The following is a 17,106-nucleotide window of genomic DNA, read 5'->3' on the forward strand; positions in this document are numbered from 1 at the left end:
ATACCGCCCTCACGACCGTACGAACGGGCTGGTGGCGGCGAGGCTGCCACAATCCGGTGCCTCTTGTGCCACCTGCCACCCCTTCCGCGTTACCGACACATCGTCACCAAACCCTTGACAGGATCACCGACCTTGCTGACATCATGTCGCAAACGCGGTCGTTCCGTGGCACGTGCCCTTCCCCGGACACGCGCCCGAACCGGAAGGTGCCCGACGTGAACGCAGGATCCCCCCGAGCCTCCTCCGTCTCCCTCTCCCGGCGCCTGCGGGACGCCACCAGTGACGAGCACGACAGCGCCGAACAGCACGGCTTCACCCGGGCGCTCCTCGAAGGACGGGTCCCCCTCTCCGGCTACGCCGAGATGGTGGCCCAGCACTACTTCGTCTACGCCGCGCTGGAGGAGACCGCCGCCGAGCTGGCCGACGATCCCATCGTCGGCACGCTCCTGTCCCCCGCGCTCGACCGCGTGCCGGCGCTCGAACGCGACCTGGAGGCCCTCCACGGCCCCGGCTGGCGCGGACGTGTCACCCCCGGCCCCACCACCGCCGCCTACGCCGACCACATCCGGCGTACGGCCGCCCGCCCCTCCGGTTACGTCGCCCACCACTACACCCGCTACCTCGGCGACCTGTCGGGAGGCCAGTTCATCGGACGGGCCGTGCAGCGCGCCTACGGCCTGCGGGACGGACACGGCGTGGGGTTCTACGACTTCGGCGAACTCGGCTCGCTGCCCCGCTTCAAGAAGGGCTACCGGGCCCGGCTCGACGCGCTACCGCTGCCGGAGGCCGAGATCCGCCACACCCTGGACGAGGCACGCCTGTCCTACCGGTTCTCCACCGGGCTCCTGGCCGATCTCGGCCGGGGCCTGCCCCCGGAACTCGTCGCCTGACCCCCCGCCCTCACCGGCGTGGCACGATAGCGCCATGCCCAAGATCTCGGCTCCCACCATCGCCGCCCATCGGGCGCAGATCCGCGGACGCATCCTCGACGCGGTGGCGACGCTCACCCGATCACAGGGCATCGACGAGATCTCCATGACCGAGGTGGCCTCGGCGGCGGGGATCACCCGCACGGCGCTGTACAACTACTTCCCCGACAAGGCCGCGCTGCTGCTCGCCTTCACCGAGCAGGTCACCACCGGCTTCGTCCGCCGCTACCAGCGAGAGCTTCCCCACGGCGCCGGGGCCGCGGAACGGCTGTCGGTGTTCATCCGCTTCCAGCTGGAGGGCATCGTCGAGCACCCCCATCCGGCGGCGGCCGAACTGGGCGCGAGCCTGGGCCCCGACGCCTACCAGGCCCTGGCCGAGCACGTCGCGCCGATGCAGCGCCTCATGGTGGAGATCCTGCGCGAGGGGGCCGAATCCGGGGAGTTCGCGGACCTGCCGGCCGAGGCCACCGCGAAGCTCGTGTTCGCCATGATCGGGGCGCAGCGGGTCCCGCTGCTGCACGGCGGAACCGGGTTCGACGACGCCCACGCGCTGGTGACCACCTTCACGCTGCGGGCGCTGGGCGTGGCCTCCTCGACCGCCGAACGGGCGGTGCGCGACGCCATCGGGCGCAACAAGGGGGCACACGAGGAGTCCGGACCGGTCCGGGCCCACCGGGCCGGACCTCCCTCCGCTCAGTAGGCGCGCAGCCGGCGGGTCAGCGCCGCCACGGCGGCGGCGGTCGCCAGGGCCCCGGTCAGGGCGGCGGTGGCCGACGCCCGGTGGCTGCGGCGACGGCGTTCCCGGGCGGCGGCCACCGCCGCGGCCCGTTCCTCCTCGTCGAACCGCCCCCCGCACATCCGCGGGTCCAGCTCCAACGGGCGCCACAGGGAGGGCCAGCGGCTCAACGCCTGCACGGGGGCCTGCCTGGCGACGCCGTCGGCCAGGCGCTGCTCGACGCCGTCGACCCTGCGGCGCGGCTTGAGCCGCGCCCCCTCGGAGCGGCCCGGCAGCTCCACCGGTTGCGGCCCGACGTAGCGCAGCTCCCCCGGCGCGTTGCACAGCAGCTCGGCCAGGAGCTGGGCGCAGGCGCGGGCGTCCCCCAGCGCGGTGTGCTGCCCGGTCGGCCAGTGTCCGTTGAGCGCGTGGCTGGCCCGCGGCAGCGAGTAGCGCTTCAGGTCGATCTGGGCGCGCAGCGTCCGCAGGGTGCACAGTCCGGGCATGTCGGCGGGCAGACCCAGCGGGACGAAGTCCGCGGTGAGGAAACGCTCCTCGAAGTCGAGGTTGTGCCCGACGAGGACCGCCCCGGAGAACAGCTCGGTCAGTTCGCCGACGATGTCGCCCGCGGTGGGAGCCCCGACGACGTCACCGTCGGCGATGCCGTGGAACTCCTGACCGGTGACGGGGATGCGGGGGTCGACCAGGGTGGTGAACTCGCGCAGGACCGTGCCGTCACCGCGCATGCGGACCACCGCGATCTCGCAGACCTTCGCGCCGGAACCGGGTTCCAGGCCGGTGGTCTCGACATCGACGACGGCGTAGTCGAGCTCCCGCGCCAAGCGGCCGGCGCGACCACGCGTCAAGGCCCCCAGGCGAAGTGCTCGCCGGGTGGCACGCCCATCGTGCAGCACGTTCGTCCCCTGTCTGTCGCAGCGGCCTTTCCGACTCCGGACGCCCGCGCCGGATCCTCCCGGCCGGGCCAAGCCCCGACACTACCCGCTGGCGGCGACGAAACCCGTCAAACAGGCACGTGGCGGCACCTGGGGGAGATCGCCGTCACCACCGGCGCTGCCGGGGCCGCGGACGCGCCGCCGCCGGGCGGCGTCTATGCTCTGGCCTGGCCGGCACCCCGCCGGCGCCGGGCCAGCGCCATGGCGTCCCGGCGGATCGTTCGAGGAGTTCCCATGTCCGAGGCCCCGCCCGCCTACGTCCCCCTCGCCGAGGTCATCCGATCCGGCCTGCGCGAAGGGGTGCACCACGGTGCCGTGGTGGGAGTGGACTCCGACGGCACCGTGGTCCGGGCCCGCGGTCCGGTGGACGCCCCGATGTTCCCGCGCTCCTCGGCCAAGCCGTTCCAGGCTCTGGCCTGCCTGCGCGCCGGGGCGCCCCTGTCGGGCGCGGCCCTGGCGATCGCGGCGGGCAGCCACAACGGCCAGGACTTCCACGTCGCCGAGGTGGAGCGGATGCTGGCCGAGGCCGGTCTGGCGCCCTCCGCGCTGCGCTGTCCCGAGGACTGGCCGATGGGGCGGGCGGCACGGGACGAGCTGGTCCGTTCCGGCGGGGCGCGGAGCAGGCTGCTGATGAACTGCTCCGGCAAGCACGCGGCGATGCTGACGGCCTGCGTGCGGCGGGGCTGGGACACCGACACCTATCTCGATCCCGCCCACCCGTTGCAGCTGCTCGTCCGCGAGGTGATCGAGGAGTTGTGCGGCGAGCCGGTGGCCCACACCGCCGTGGACGGGTGCGGCGCCCCGCAGTTGGCGGTGTCGTTGACCGGCCTGGCCCGTGGCATCAACGCCATGGTCCGCGCGCCGCAGGGCAGTGCGGAGGCGGCCGTGATCGCGGCGATGCGGGACTTCCCCGAGTACGTCGCCGGCGACCGGCGTGACGACACGGTCCTGATGCGCCGGCTACCGGGACTGGTCTCCAAGATCGGCGCCGAGGGCGTCATCGTGATGGCCACCTCCGAGGGGCGCACCGTCGCGGTCAAGATCGCCGACGGCGACCCCCTGACCCGTTGCCGGACGATGGTCGCGTTGAGCGAGCTGGCCGCCATGGGCGTGGACGTCTCCCCCGTCTCCGACCTCCTCAGCGGCGACGTGCTCGGGGGCGGCGAGCCGGTCGGGGTGATCCGCCCCATCCCGGCCTGACCCGGGCCGGGCCGCGCGCGAGGCGGAAACAGGCCGGCCACGACGCGCGTTGAGCACGATGTGGCCGGACCTCCCCGGCGACATCTCGGACAAGCGCGTCCACGGGGACGCGGTGGCGGCAGGTAGGGAGAACGGATGCGCGACATCGTCATCGTCGGGGCCGGCATGGCCGGGCTCGGGGCCGCGGAGGCACTGCGGGCCGCGGGCTTCGACGGCACGATCACCCTGATCGGCGAGGAGCCGCACCGCCCCTATTCGCGCCCGCCGCTGTCCAAGGAGGTGCTGACCGGCAAGGGGTCGCCGCTCGGCGTGGTGTTGCGGGACGAGCCGGAGTTCGATGCGCTCCACCTGGACCTGCGCACGGGCGTGCGCGCCGAACGGCTGCGGCCGGGTGGACGCGCCGTCGACCTGTCCGACGGCACATCGGTCACCGCCGACGGTGTGATCATCGCGACGGGGGCCGCCGCCCGCCGCCCCGATACGGACCTGGCCGGCGTGCACGTGCTGCGCACGCTCGACGACGCGCGGGCCGTGCGCGCGGCCCTGGAGACCGAGGAGCGGATCGTCGTGGCCGGGGCCGGCTTCATCGGCGCCGAGGTGGCCGCGAGCGCGCGCTCGCTCGGCCTGGACGTGGTCCTGGTCGAGGCCGCGCCGACACCGCTGACCCGCGTCGTGGACCCACGTGTGGGCCGGGTGCTCACCGACCTCCACCGCGACAACGGGGTGGAGGTGCGGCTGGGGACCGCCGTCACCGGTTTCGAGGGGGACGGCCGGGTCGAACGGGTCCGGCTCTCCGACGGGACCGCGGTGGAGACCGGGCTGGTCGTGGCGGGACTGGGCGTCACCATGAACACCGGCTGGCTGGCCGGCTCCGGCGTCGAGCTCGACGAGCGCCTGGGCGGTGTGCGCTGCGACGCCTACTGCGCGACGACGGTGCCCGGTGTCTACGCGGTGGGCGACCTGGCGAGCTGGCCGCACCCCCGCTACGGCGGACGGATCCGGCTGGAGCACTGGACCAACGCCGGGGAGCAGGCCGAGCTGGCCGCGCGCAACCTGCTCGCGGGCGAGAACGGGCGACGCCCCTACACCCCGGTCCCCTACTTCTGGTCGGACCAGTACGGGATGAAGATCCAGCTCCTGGGCCGCGCCGCGCCCGCCGAGACCGTGGAGTTCGTGCACGGCTCACCGGAGGACCGCAAGTTCGTGGCCTTCTTCGGCGACGGCGGCATGCTCGTCGGGGTGCTGGGGCTGCGTTCGACCCCCAAGGTCATGCGCTACCGGGGACTGTTGGAGAAGCCCACCACCTGGGACGAGGCGCTGGCCGCGGCCGGGATCACCGCTGGAGCCTGATGGCCTGCTTCGGGCACATCCGGGCGGCCTCCTCGACCTTCGCCCACTGCTCCTCGGCCGGCTCCTCCTGGAGCACGTAGAGGTAGTCGTCCTCGCGCACCTCGAACACCTCGGGGGCGATCCCCATGCAGACCGCGTTGCTCTCGCACAGGTCGAAATCGACGTTGACGCGCATAGCGCCCCTCCTCAGGGGGATGGTCCTCACCTCACGATCGCTGACAGCGAGCTTAGCCCCGTCCCACCCGCGGCGGCAGGGGGCCGGCGAAGGGGCCTGGCGGCCGTCCCGGCGGACCGGGACGGCCGCTCCCCTCACTCCTGGGCGAAGCGGTCGGTCGCCTCGATCAGATGGTGCAGGATCCCCGGCTCGCTGAAGGCGTGGCCGGCGTCGTCGATGAGGTGGAACTCCGCCTCGGGCCAGGCCCGGTGCAGGTCGAACGCCGTCTTGGCCGGCGTGCACACGTCATAGCGGCCCTGCACGATCACGCCGGGGATCGACCGCAGCTTCCCGGCGTTCTCGATGAGCTGGCCCGGGGTGAAGAACCCCCCGTGCAGGAAGTAGTGGTTCTCGATCCGGGCGAAGGCCAGGGCATAGGAGGGCTCGGCGTGCTCGGCGCGCAGGCCGGGGTCGGGCCGCAGGGTCACCGTCGACCCCTCCCACACGCTCCAGGCCCGCGCGGCCTCCAGCCGCACCGCCGGGTCGGGGGAGTTGAGCCGCTCCGCGTAGGCGCCGATGAGGTCGTCGCGCTCCTTCTCGGGAATCGGCGCGATGTAGGACTCCCACAGGTCGGGGAAGAGGAAGGACGCGCCGTGCTGGTAGAACCAGCGCAGCTCCTCGTTGCGGAGGGTGAAGATGCCGCGCAGGATCAGTTCGCTGACCCGCTCCGGATACTCCTCGGCGTAGGCCAGGGCCAGGGCGCTTCCCCAGGAACCGCCGAACACCTGCCACTTGTCCACGCCGATCATGCGACGCAGCCGCTCGATGTCCTCGACGAGGTTCCAGGTGGTGTTGGTGTGCAGCTCCGTGTCCATGCGGCTGGCGTGCGGGGTGCTGCGTCCGCAGTTGCGCTGGTCGAACAGCAGGATCCGGTAGTGACGCGGATCGAAGAGCCGACGGTGGACGGCGGCGCACCCTCCGCCCGGTCCACCGTGCAGGAAGACCACGGGTTTGCCCGCCGGGTTGCCGCACAGTTCCCAGTAGATGCGGTGCCCGTCGCCGACATCGAGCATCCCGCTGTCATACGGCTCGATGGGCGGATACAGCGTGCGCATGAAGAGGCGCCCTTCTAAAGACGAGGCTGTCGGTCGTGCAAGGGGGAGAGGACCGAGCGGCGAGGCCGGGGAGCCGGGAGCAGCGGAGGACGGGCTGGAGCGGGAGGGCCGGTCCGGCCCGGAGGTCCGCGGCGCTGTCACGGCCTCGTCACGCGGGAGGCGAGCTCATGGCTGTGAACGGGGCACGGGAGCTGCGGCTCTGCTTCCCGGCGTTCCCGGCGAAGACGGGACGGAGATCACCGGCGGCGGGCTCTGTGGCCCGGGCCCCGGCAGGTCGGGACGACCCCACCGTTGCAGCGCCGAAGACCCTGGTTCACCGCGCAACTCGTCCATCGCCCTCATCCTAAAGGCCCGGCACACACGGTGACCGTCGCTTGCCTCCGCTGCCCCGTGGCCCATGACGGCCTGGGGCGCCGCTCGACGACGGTGCCGCTGGATGATCTTGGCCGTCTCCCCCCGCGTCGCCCACGACCCCCTGGGCTAGAGTGACCGTCGTCACAGCGACTACTGGGAGGTAGGTCTATGCCGAGCACGCCCACCGAGACGTTCCGAGCCGCCCGCGATCTCCTGTTGCGCACCCGTACCGACTACGAGACCGCGGTACGCGAATTCTCCTGGCCTCGTCTCGACCGCTTCAACTGGGCGCTGGACCACTTCGACGTCGCGGCGGCCGAGCACCCCGACCGGCTCGCGCTGTGGATCTCCCACGCCGACGGTTCCGAGACGAGGCTGGGATACGGCGACCTGGCGCGCCGCTCCAACCAGGTGGCGAACTGGCTGCGCGCCCAGGGCGTACACCGCGGGGACCGCATCCTGCTCATGCTCGGCAACCGGGTCGAGCTGTGGGAGGTGATGCTGGCGGCGATGAAGCTCGGCGCGGTGGTCATCCCCGCCACGACGCTGCTGTCGGAGGCCGACCTCGCCGACCGGATCGAACGCGGCGGGGTGGCCCACGTCGTGGCCGAGGCCGCCGAGACGTCGAAGTTCGCCTCGCTGGGCGGACACTGGACCCGGATCGCGGTGGGCCTGGTGGAGGGATGGCTGTCCCTGTCCGACTCGGAGTCGGTGGAACCGGAGTTCGAACCGACCGGTCACACCCGGGCCGAGGACCCGCTCCTGTTGTACTTCACCTCCGGGACCACGGCGTCGCCCAAGCTGGTGGAGCACACCCACCTGTCCTATCCGGTCGGCCACCTGTCCACGATGTACTGGATCGGGATCCAGCCCGGCGACGTCCACCTCAACATCTCCTCCCCCGGGTGGGCCAAGCACGCCTGGTCCAGTGTGTTCGCCCCTTGGAACGCCCAGGCGACCGTGCTCGTCGTCGAGCAGCCCCGCTTCGACGCCGCGTCGCTGCTGGACCGTGTCACCGCCTGTGGCGTGGACACCTTCTGCGCGCCTCCGACGGTGTGGCGCATGCTGATCCAGGCGGACCTGGGCCGTTGGAAGGTGCCCATCCGCGAGGCGGTCGCCGCCGGCGAGCCGCTCAACCCCGAGGTGATCGAACAGGTCCGGCGGGCCTGGGGGCTGACCGTGCGGGACGGGTTCGGGCAGACCGAGACCACCGCCCAGATCGGCAACACGCCGGGACAGCAGGTGCGCCCCGGCTCGATGGGCCGCCCGCTGCCCGGTTACACGGTCGTGCTGGAGGACCCGGTCACCGGTGAGCTGGGCGACCAGGGGGAACTGTGCCTGGCCCTGGACCCGAGACCGGCCGGGCTGATGACGGGCTACCGCGACAGCCAGGAGCGCACCGCGCTGGCCATGCGCAACGGCCGCTACCACACCGGGGACGTCGCGGCCCGTGGCGCCGACGGCCACATCACCTACGTGGGCCGCTCCGACGACGTGTTCAAGGCGTCGGACTACCGGATCTCGCCGTTCGAGCTGGAGAGCGTCCTCATCGAGCACGAGGCGGTCGCCGAGGCCGCGGTGGTGCCCTCCCCCGACCCGGTGCGCCTGGCCGTGCCCAAGGCCTACGTCACCCTGGTGACCGGCGCCGAGGCGGGTCCCGAGCTCGCCCGCTCGATCCTCGCCCACGCCCGGGAGAAGCTCGCGCCTTACAAGCGGGTGCGCCGGCTGGAGTTCTCCGACCTGCCCAAGACGATCTCCGGCAAGATCCGCCGGGTGCACCTGCGGACGGTCGAGGAGGAGCGCGGGACGATCGCCGCGGGCTCGCGCCGTCCCGGAGAGTACTGGGAGGAGGACTTCCCCGGCCTGAAGGGGTGAGCGCCGGGACCGCCGCGCCCCGCCGGTGAACGGGCGCGGCGGTCCCGCGGGCCCCGTCCGGATCCCTCTTTCCGGCGTGATGACACCCGCCACACCTGGGGGCCAGCCCGGGAAACACATCAGGTCAGCGCGTTAGTGTTTCGAGTGGGCCCATCGGAGAGGGATGAAGGAAGACATGCCGAGTACCAATGACACCCGTGTCGTGAGCTACCAACCGCTCGTCGCGCCGCAGGACATCCTGGCCGAGCTGCCGATGGGTCCGGAGCGCACCGCCCTGGTCGCCGAGGCACGCGCCGAGATCAAGAACGTGCTCGACGGCCACGACGACCGCCTGCTCGTCGTGGTCGGCCCCTGCTCGGTTCACGACCCGGTGTCGGCGCTGGACTACGCCCAGCGCCTCAAGGCGTTCATCCCCTCCGTCAACGACGAGCTGCGTGTCGTGATGCGCGTCTACTTCGAGAAGCCGCGCACCACGCTGGGCTGGAAGGGCCTCATCAACGACCCCGGCCTGGACGACAGCTACGACGTCCACCGCGGCCTGCGCACGGCGCGCCAACTGCTGCTCGACATCGGCGCGCTCGGCATCCCCGCCGGCACCGAGTTCCTCGACCCGATCACCCCGCAGTACATCGCCGACGCGGTGGCGTGGGGCGCGATCGGTGCCCGCACCACCGAGAGCCAGGTCCACCGCCAGCTCGGCAGCGGCCTGAGCATGCCGGTCGGTTTCAAGAACGGCACCGACGGCGACGTCCAGGTGGCCGTGGACGCCTGCGGCGCCTCCGCCGCCTCCCACACCTTCTTCGGGGTGGACCCCACCGGCGCCGGCGCGGTCGTCACCACGTCGGGTAACCCCGACTGCCACGTCATCCTGCGCGGCGGCCGTTCGGGCCCCAACTTCGACGCCGACAACGTGAACGCGGCGTTGGACGTGATCGGCGCGGCCGGTCTTCCGCGTCGTCTGATGATCGACGCCAGCCACGCCAACAGCGGCAAGGACCACCGCCGCCAGCCGGGGGTCGCCGAGGCCATCTGCGCCCAGGTCGCCGACGGACAGCGGGGCATCATCGGCGTCATGCTCGAAAGCTTCCTGGTCGAGGGGGCCCAGAAGCTCGGCGACCCGGCCTCTTTGACCTACGGTCAGAGCATCACCGACAAGTGCATGGGCTGGGAGACCACCGAGGACGTGCTCGTGGGACTGGCCGAGGCGGTCCGGCGGCGGCGCAAGACCACCGGCTGACCCCTCCCCGGCGCCGCCGGGCCGGCGGCGCCGGTCGGTTCGTCGTCGGACGTTCGGGCGCGGGTGGCCGTCCGTACCCGGCCGTGCCGCCTCCCGACGTTCGGCCGCGTCTCAGCCGACCTGTCCGTGGCGGACGATTCCCTGCGCCATCACCAGCCGCAGGTTCTCCTCGGGGCAGGCGAGCACGGTGACGTCCTGGAGGGGGTCGCCGTCCACCACGATGAGGTCGGCGTGCGCGCCGGGCCGGACCGTTCCGATCCGCCCCTCCAGGCCGAGCAGCCGTGCGGCCGTGACCGTGGCCGAGCGCAGGACGGCCGGGGCGGGCTGTACCTGCGCCCGGATCGCGAACTCCTCGTTCTGGTGGGCCTGCATCCCCCCGAGCAGATCGGTGCCGAACACGAGGTTGACCCCCGCCTCGTGGGCCATGCGCAGCGCGTCCAGCCCGCGGGCGAGGACGGTGTCGACCTTGTCCTGGCTCTCGCGGGGCAGACCGTTGCGGGCGCCCTGACGTGCCAGTTCCTGGTAGGTGACGAGGGTGGGGACGAGGTAGGCGTCGTGTTCGCGGAAGAGGTCGAGACTGCTCTCGTCGATGAGGTTGCCGTGCTCGATGCAACGGACCCCCAGGCGCAGGCCGCGGTTGACCGCGCGGGCGGTGTAGGCGTGACCGGTGACGTAGCGGTTGGCGGCCTCGGCCTCTTCGACGACGGCGCGGATCTCGTCGTCGGCGGACTGCACCGAGTCGATCCGGTCGGTGGGTGAGGCGACGCCGCCCGACAGCATGATCTTCACGTGGTGGGCGCCGGTGCGCAGCTGTTCCCTGGCGGCCTTGCGGAACGCGACGGGGCCGTCGCAGACGATCGCGGCGCCCGGGCAGCAGGCGTGGTCGTCGTGGACGTGCCGGCCGCGCGGCCGGAAGTCCCCGTGCCCCCCGGTCTGCGACAGCGCCTTGCCCCCGAAGATCAGGCGGGGGCCGACGAACAGTCCGTCGGCCATGGCGTCGGCGAGGCCGTGGTCGCCTCCGCCCACGTCGCGGACGGTGGTGAAGCCCCGTCGCAGCATGTCGGAGAGGGCGCGGGCCGCGTAGGCGGCGACGTAGGAGGGTGCCCGGTCGGAGACGGATCCCAGGTCGGCGCTGAGCGCCGTGACGTGGACGTGGGCGTCGACGAGACCGGGCAGCAGGCTGGCGCCGGCCAGGTCGATCACGTCGGCGTCGGCTCCGGGCGCCGTCCCGGTCCCGTGGTCGGCGATCAGCCCGTCCCGGACCAGCAGCCACGATCCGGGGCGCGCGGTCCCGGCCTCGGGATCGATGAGGTTGGCGTCGGTGAACAGGACCGGTCGGGTCGACATGGGTTTCCTCCGGTGGTGTGCTCGGGCACGGCAAAGGACCGCGCCCTTGTGCAATATATGTTGCACAAGAGGCTCGGGGAAGACCCCCGAGGGGCCGGCACGGCACGCCGGACCGACGGGGAATCATGGGTGCCGTCCGACAGGGAGCCGGACCGGCGCCGACCACGCCGCGGAGGACGAGGGAGACCATGCCCGACTGGATCGAGGAGGCACTGGCCGGCGGCCGGCTGGGCAGGGCCGGCGAACAGGTGATCCGGGTCCTTCGCGACGAGCCCCGGTTCGCCTCCTACGCCACCACCTCCCAGCTCGCCGAGCGCGCCGGGGTGAACGTGGCCACCGTGGTACGCGCGGCGCAGCACCTCGGCTTCGCGGGCTGGCCCGCGCTCCGCATCGAACTGCGCTCGCGCTACCTGGCCTCCCTGAGCGCGGGCGAGGTGCTGGCCGAGCACGCCCCCTCCGACGCGGATCCCGTCCAGGCCGCGGTCCGCTCGGATCGCGAGGCGCTGCGGATGCTCGCGGCCACGCTGGACGTCGCGGCCGTGCGCGCGATCGCCGCGGCGCTCCACGGGGCGCGACGGACCCTGGTCCTGGGTTCGGGCACCTTCGCGGCGCCGGGCCTACAGCTCGCCCACGCGGCGGGGATCATGGGCTACGACGTGGAGATGCGCCAGTCCGGGGGGACCGGGCTGGTCAGCGACCTGGCCCGGATGGGGGAGGGGGACCTGCTGATCCTGTGCGACCTGTGGCGGCTGCCCCGGGCGATCGCCTCGGCCGCCGAGATCGCGGTGCGGCGGTCGGTGCGGACCGCGGTCCTCACCGACCGCCGGGACTCCCCCTTGGTGGAGACGGCCGCGCACGTGGTCCTGGTGCCCAGCGAGGGGGCGGGGATGTTCCCCTCCCTCGCCCCGGTGATGACGGTGGTGCACGCGATCCTGGCCGAGCTGGCGCGGGTCGGCGGCGAGAGGGCGTTGCGCGCGGCGCGCGAGAACGAGCGCCTGTGGGAGCAGGCCGGCCTCTTCTGAGGAGGCGCGCGGCGGGACGGGAGGCCCGGCCGGGAAGGTCTCGCCGAGGGTGTTCCGCGTCACACTATCTGCAATAAATGTTGCATTGTGGGATGCGACACTGCTTTCATCGTGCGAACTCGGCTGGTCCTCTCCCCGGTTCCAAGGCGGCCCCGTGCACACCATTCACCTTGTCATCCTCTGCGTCTATCTCGTCCTCATGCTGGGCGTCGCGTTCTTCTTCCTGCGCTCCGGTCGCATCGGCGGCGGCGACGACTTCATGTTCGCCGGTCGCAGCCTGCCCCGGCCCGTCATGATCATCACGATGCTGGTCACCTGGGTCGGATCGGGGACGATCATCGGCGGCGCGAACTTCGCCTACACCTACGGCCCGCTCGCCGGAATGGTCTTCTTCGCCGGCACCCCCTGCGGCATCCTCGTCCTCGTCCTGATCGCCCGGCGCATCCGCCGCGCCTCGCGCTACACCATCCCCGAGCTGCTGGAGGCCCGGTTCGGCACGGGGGTGCGCACCGTCGCCGCGATCGTCACGACGGTCGCCTACCTCGGCCTGGTCGCCTCCCAGTTCATGGGCGGCGGCTACGTCGTGAGCCTGGTGACCCCGCTGAGCCCCACCCAGGGGACGATCCTGGTGGCCGTCGTCGTCACGGTGCTGACCGTCACGGGCGGGATGTTCTCCGTCGCCTACACCGACTTCGTCTCCGGCATCCTCATCCTGTTCGCCCTGCTGGTCTCGCTGCCGCTGGTCTTCGCCGCCGTCGACGGGCCCGGCGCCTACTGGGCGGCGCTGCCCGAGCACGCCACCACCTTCAGCGGCGGCCTGTCCGGTCTCCAGCTGCTCGGCTACTTCCTGCCGCTGTTCCTGCTGCTGCTCGCCGACCAGAACATCTACCAGCGCATGACCGCGGCCAGTGATGAGCGCGCCGCGCGCTCCTCGACGCTCGGGATGTTCTACACCAGTTTCCTGGTGATCGTCCCCGTCGTCCTGCTGGCCTCCGCCGCCGCCATCCTGATGCCGGGGATCAACGGCGACCTGTCGGTGCTGGGCCTGGCCTCGCAGGGGTACCTGCCCGCCGTCATCGGCGGTCTCCTCCTCGCCGGAGCGGTGGCCTTCGTGATCACCACGGCGTCGTCCTTCATGCTCTCCGGCGCCTCGAACATCACCTACGACCTGTGGGTCCGCTTCGCCAAGCAGGAGCCGGGAGACCGCGCCCGGCTCCTGGTGCAGCGCGGCGCGGTCCTGGGGATCGCCGTGGCGGCCTTCGCGCTCGGCCTGTTCTTCCCCACGGTCCTGGAGCTGCAGATGTACAGCTACACCATCTACGGTGCCGCGATCACCCCGGTGGTCTTCGCGGTGCTGTTCTGGCGGCGGGCCACGACCGCCGGCGCGGCGGCCGCCCTGCTGGTCGGCGCCCTGACGACCATCGGCTGGGAACTGGCCGGGACGCCGGGCGACCTCAACGGGGTCATCGTGGCCCTGCCGGCGGCGCTGGTCGCCCTGGTCGCCGTCAGCCTCGTGACCAGGGCCCCCTCCCCCGACCAGGTGGCCGCTGCCCAACGGTGACCCGCGGCGGTCCCGCCCCGGCCCGCCGCCCCCTCCCCGGGCGGCGGGCCGGCCGTGCCGGCGCCCCCTCCGGGTCCGGACAAGCCGGGCGGGCGCTGCTAGGCTGGCGAGCGGTCGCCGACCCCGCACGGGAGAGCGTCCACGCAGCCTGCGCGGACCGCCGAAGGAGCAATCCCTCCCCACAACCTCTCAGGCGCACGGACCGTACGGGCGAGACCACTCTGGAAAGCAGGGGCGTGCCCCTCGCCGAAGGTGCAAACCGCGTCACGGCGCGGTGAAGCTCTCAGGCCCCGATGACAGAGGGGGAGGATGGCAACGCCTGTGGAACAACGACGTCCATCCTCTCGGGAGCGCCTATGACGGAGCCCACCACCCGCACCACCCCGCTGCACGAGGTCCACGAACGGCTCGGCGCGACCATGGTCGACTTCGCCGGTTGGGCGATGCCCCTGCGCTACGGCAGCGAGACCGCCGAGCACAAGGCCGTACGCGAGGCCGCCGGCCTGTTCGACCTGTCCCACATGGGCGAGATCCACGTCGCCGGACCGCAGGCCGCCGAAGCGCTCGACTACGCGCTGGTCGGTCACCTGTCCGCGGTGGCCGTCGGGCGCGCCCGTTACACGATGATCACCGACGCCGACGGCGGCGTGCTGGACGACCTCATCGTCTACCGTCTGGCCGACGAGGAGTTCCTCGTCGTGGCCAACGCCGCCAACACCGCCGTCGTCGCCGCCGCGCTGCGGGAGCGCGCCGCCGGCCTCGACGCCGAGATCTCCGACGAGTCCGCCGACTACGCGCTCATCGCGATCCAAGGTCCCCGGGCCGCCGAGATCCTGGCCCCGCTCACCGACGCGGACCTGGACACCATCAAGTACTACGCCGGCTACCGGCACACCGTCGCCGGGCAGCCGGTCCTGCTGGCCCGCACCGGCTACACCGGCGAGGACGGGTTCGAGATCTTCCTGCGCCCCGGCGACCAGGCGCCCACCGTGTGGGAGGCGCTCGTGGCGGCGGGACGGCCGCACGGGCTGCTCCCGGCCGGCCTGTCCGCCCGCGACACGCTGCGCCTGGAGGCCGGCATGCCGCTGTACGGCAACGAGCTGAGCACCGACGTCACCCCCTACGAGGCGGGGCTGGGCCGCGTCGTGAAACTCGACAAGCCCGGCGACTTCGTCGGCCGCGCCGCCCTCGCCGCCCGGGCCGAAAGCGGCCCCGTTCGCAAACTCGTCGGCCTCGTCGGCCGTGGCCGGCGCGTTCCCCGGCAGGGGTACGCCGTCATGCGCGACGATCAGCAGGTCGGCACGGTCACCAGTGGCGCGCCGTCCCCCACGTTGGGCAAGCCGGTCGCGGTGGCCTACGTCGACGCCGACGTCGACACCGCGAGCGGAACCTTCGCGGTGGACGTGCGTGGCCGCGCAGAGGCGGTCGACCTGGTCGAGCTTCCGTTCTACCGGCGGGAGCGCTAGACCATCCGAGGTGTGGCCCGTCCGGTCCGCGGTTCCCGCCCGCGGACCGGGCGGGTCGAGGCTGCGCGCGCCGGTCGTCGGCCGTGCTGGATAATGGAAAACCTCCTGGAGAGTTGAATTGAGCGTTCCCGCGGAGCTGGGTTACACGAGCGAACACGAGTGGGTGGCCATCAGCGACGGAGTCGCCACCGTCGGCATCACGGAGTACGCCGCCGAGGCCCTGGGCGACATCGTCTACGTGGAGCCCCCGGAGGTCGGTGCGACGGTCGCGGCGGGTGACACCTGTGGCGAGGTCGAATCCACCAAATCGGTCAGCGACATCTACTCCCCCGTCAACGGCGAGGTGGTGGAGGTCAACCCCACCGCGGTGGGCGATCCGGCGATCATCGGCGAGGACCCCTACGGCCAGGGCTGGCTGTTCAAGGTCGAACTCGCCGAGGAACCGACCGATCTACTCACCCCGGAGCAGTACACGCAGCTCACCGAAGGTGAAGGTTAACCACATGGCCGCCGAGAAGAACCTGCTCGACCAGTCACTCGCCGAAGTCGACCCCGAGGTGGCCAAGGCCGTCGGCGCCGAACTCGGCCGCCAGCGCGACACCCTGGAGATGATCGCCTCCGAGAACTTCGCCCCCCAGGCGGTTCTGGAGGCGCAGGGGTCGGTGCTGACCAACAAGTACGCCGAGGGCTACCCCGGCCGCCGCTACTACGGTGGCTGTGAGTACGTGGACGTCGTCGAACAGCTCGCGATCGACCGCGCGAAGGAGCTGTTCGGGGCCGAGCACGCCAACGTCCAGCCGCACTCCGGCGCCCAGGCCAACACCGCGGTCTACTTCGCGCTGCTCAAGCCGGGCGACACCATCCTCGGCCTGGACCTCGCCCACGGCGGCCACCTGACCCACGGCATGCGGATCAACTACTCCGGCAAGGTCCTCAACGCCGTCGCCTACCACGTGCGCGAGTCCGACGGCACCGTCGACTACGACGAGGTCGAGGCCCTGGCCAAGGAGCACAGCCCCAAGCTCATCGTGGCCGGCTGGTCGGCCTACCCGCGCCAGCTCGACTTCGCCCGGTTCCGCCGGATCGCCGACGAGGTCGGCGCGCTGCTCATGGTGGACATGGCCCACTTCGCGGGTCTGGTGGCGGCCGGCCTGCACCCCAACCCGGTGCCGCACGCCGACATCGTGACCACCACCACGCACAAGACCCTGGGCGGTCCCCGCGGCGGCCTGATCCTCGCCAAGGAGGAGTACGGCAAGAAGATCAACTCCGCGGTGTTCCCCGGCATGCAGGGGGGTCCGCTGGAGCACGTCATCGCGGCCAAGGCCGTGGCCTTGAAGGTGGCGGCCGGCGAGGAGTTCGCCGACCGGCAGCGGCGCACGGTCGCCGGCGCGCGCATCCTCGCCGAACGGCTCACCCGTCCCGACGCGGTCGAGGCCGGCGTGAACGTCCTGACCGGCGGCACCGACGTCCACCTGGTGCTGGTGGACCTGCGCGAGTCGCAGCTCGACGGCAAGCAGGCCGAGGACCGGCTGCACGAGATCGGCATCACGGTCAACCGCAACGCCGTTCCCAACGACCCGCGTCCGCCCATGGTCACCTCGGGGCTGCGCATCGGCACCCCGGCGTTGGCCACCCGCGGCTTCGGCGAGGAGGACTTCGCCGAGGTCTCCGACATCATCGCCGCGGCTTTGAAGCCCGAGTACGACGCCGAGGCGCTGCGGGGCCGCGTCAACGCGCTCGTCCGCAAGTACCCGCTCTACCCGGGTCTGTAGCGCCCTCGGCGGGCGATCCCCTTCCCGGTGGAGACACGCGCGGGGTCCGGCCA

At 72.2% G+C, this 17,106-nt stretch carries 15 protein-coding genes and 1 riboswitch; of the genes, 11 read left to right on the top strand and 4 right to left on the bottom strand.

The annotated features are described in order from the left end of the window. Window positions 1-206: 206 nt before the first annotated feature. Together ACYVHU_RS14200 and ACYVHU_RS14205 are read left to right on the top strand one after the other, a co-directional pair. Window positions 207-890, top strand: coding sequence for a biliverdin-producing heme oxygenase (locus ACYVHU_RS14200; RefSeq protein WP_394330056.1), 684 nt, complete (start codon window positions 207-209; stop codon window positions 888-890). Between the two features lie 34 nt (window positions 891-924). Continuing rightward, window positions 925-1,629 (top strand): TetR/AcrR family transcriptional regulator, encoded by a 705-nt coding sequence (locus ACYVHU_RS14205; RefSeq protein ID WP_078762306.1) that lies wholly within the window; start codon window positions 925-927, stop codon window positions 1,627-1,629. On the opposite strand, the gene ACYVHU_RS14210 is transcribed toward ACYVHU_RS14205, so the two are convergent. After that, window positions 1,623-2,510: a 3'-5' exonuclease gene (locus ACYVHU_RS14210; RefSeq protein WP_327308613.1), complete on the bottom strand. Its 888-nt coding sequence runs from the start codon at window positions 2,508-2,510 to the stop codon at window positions 1,623-1,625. The genes ACYVHU_RS14205 and ACYVHU_RS14210 overlap by 7 nt on opposite strands. Before the next feature lie 321 nt (window positions 2,511-2,831). On the opposite strand from ACYVHU_RS14210, the gene ACYVHU_RS14215 reads away from it, so the two are divergent. Together ACYVHU_RS14215 and ACYVHU_RS14220 are read left to right on the top strand one after the other, a co-directional pair. Further along, complete coding sequence (locus ACYVHU_RS14215) at window positions 2,832-3,797, top strand: asparaginase (protein ID WP_078762308.1); 966 nt, start codon at window positions 2,832-2,834, stop codon at window positions 3,795-3,797. A gap of 135 nt (window positions 3,798-3,932) precedes the next feature. Beyond that, complete coding sequence (locus ACYVHU_RS14220) at window positions 3,933-5,147, top strand: NAD(P)/FAD-dependent oxidoreductase (protein ID WP_078762309.1); 1,215 nt, start codon at window positions 3,933-3,935, stop codon at window positions 5,145-5,147. On the opposite strand, the gene ACYVHU_RS14225 is transcribed toward ACYVHU_RS14220, so the two are convergent. Beyond that, window positions 5,131-5,322: a ferredoxin gene (locus ACYVHU_RS14225; protein ID WP_078762310.1), complete on the bottom strand. Its 192-nt coding sequence runs from the start codon at window positions 5,320-5,322 to the stop codon at window positions 5,131-5,133. The genes ACYVHU_RS14220 and ACYVHU_RS14225 overlap by 17 nt on opposite strands. 134 nt (window positions 5,323-5,456) lie before the next feature. Beyond that, the gene (gene pip / locus ACYVHU_RS14230; protein ID WP_498948725.1) at window positions 5,457-6,416 is read right to left on the bottom strand and encodes an alpha/beta hydrolase family protein; all 960 of its coding nucleotides are present in this window, start codon (window positions 6,414-6,416) and stop codon (window positions 5,457-5,459) included. Window positions 6,417-6,938: 522 nt separating this feature from the next. On the opposite strand from pip, the gene ACYVHU_RS14235 reads away from it, so the two are divergent. Together ACYVHU_RS14235 and ACYVHU_RS14240 are read left to right on the top strand one after the other, a co-directional pair. After that, complete coding sequence (locus ACYVHU_RS14235) at window positions 6,939-8,645, top strand: AMP-binding protein (protein ID WP_078762312.1); 1,707 nt, start codon at window positions 6,939-6,941, stop codon at window positions 8,643-8,645. 175 nt (window positions 8,646-8,820) lie between these two features. Beyond that, window positions 8,821-9,882 carry a 3-deoxy-7-phosphoheptulonate synthase gene (locus tag ACYVHU_RS14240; RefSeq protein ID WP_078762313.1) on the top strand — a complete coding sequence of 354 codons (1,062 nt, stop codon included), beginning with the start codon at window positions 8,821-8,823 and terminating at the stop codon, window positions 9,880-9,882. Window positions 9,883-9,993: 111 nt separating this feature from the next. Here the strand turns inward: ACYVHU_RS14240 and ACYVHU_RS14245 are convergent, their stop codons facing one another. After that, complete coding sequence (locus tag ACYVHU_RS14245; protein ID WP_498948727.1) at window positions 9,994-11,229, bottom strand: metal-dependent hydrolase family protein; 1,236 nt, start codon at window positions 11,227-11,229, stop codon at window positions 9,994-9,996. 188 nt (window positions 11,230-11,417) lie between these two features. Between ACYVHU_RS14245 and ACYVHU_RS14250 the strand changes: the two genes are divergently transcribed. The 5 genes from ACYVHU_RS14250 to glyA all read left to right on the top strand — a co-directional run bounded on the left by ACYVHU_RS14250 (window position 11,418) and on the right by glyA (window position 17,053). Next, window positions 11,418-12,251 carry a MurR/RpiR family transcriptional regulator gene (locus tag ACYVHU_RS14250; protein WP_078762315.1) on the top strand — a complete coding sequence of 278 codons (834 nt, stop codon included), beginning with the start codon at window positions 11,418-11,420 and terminating at the stop codon, window positions 12,249-12,251. A gap of 154 nt (window positions 12,252-12,405) precedes the next feature. After that, window positions 12,406-13,812 (top strand): sodium:solute symporter family protein, encoded by a 1,407-nt coding sequence (locus tag ACYVHU_RS14255; protein ID WP_078762316.1) that lies wholly within the window; start codon window positions 12,406-12,408, stop codon window positions 13,810-13,812. A gap of 211 nt (window positions 13,813-14,023) precedes the next feature. Then, window positions 14,024-14,122: riboswitch (glycine riboswitch) on the top strand. 46 nt (window positions 14,123-14,168) lie between these two features. Continuing rightward, complete coding sequence (gcvT, locus tag ACYVHU_RS14260) at window positions 14,169-15,278, top strand: glycine cleavage system aminomethyltransferase GcvT (RefSeq protein ID WP_498948729.1); 1,110 nt, start codon at window positions 14,169-14,171, stop codon at window positions 15,276-15,278. 118 nt (window positions 15,279-15,396) lie between these two features. Then, window positions 15,397-15,777 carry a glycine cleavage system protein GcvH gene (gcvH, locus tag ACYVHU_RS14265; protein ID WP_078762318.1) on the top strand — a complete coding sequence of 127 codons (381 nt, stop codon included), beginning with the start codon at window positions 15,397-15,399 and terminating at the stop codon, window positions 15,775-15,777. 4 nt (window positions 15,778-15,781) lie between these two features. After that, entirely contained in the window at window positions 15,782-17,053 is a 1,272-nt protein-coding gene (glyA, locus tag ACYVHU_RS14270; protein WP_498948730.1) for a serine hydroxymethyltransferase, read from the top strand. The last annotated feature ends 53 nt before the right edge of the window (window positions 17,054-17,106 follow it).

It is taken from the genome of Marinactinospora endophytica (genome assembly GCF_054780875.1).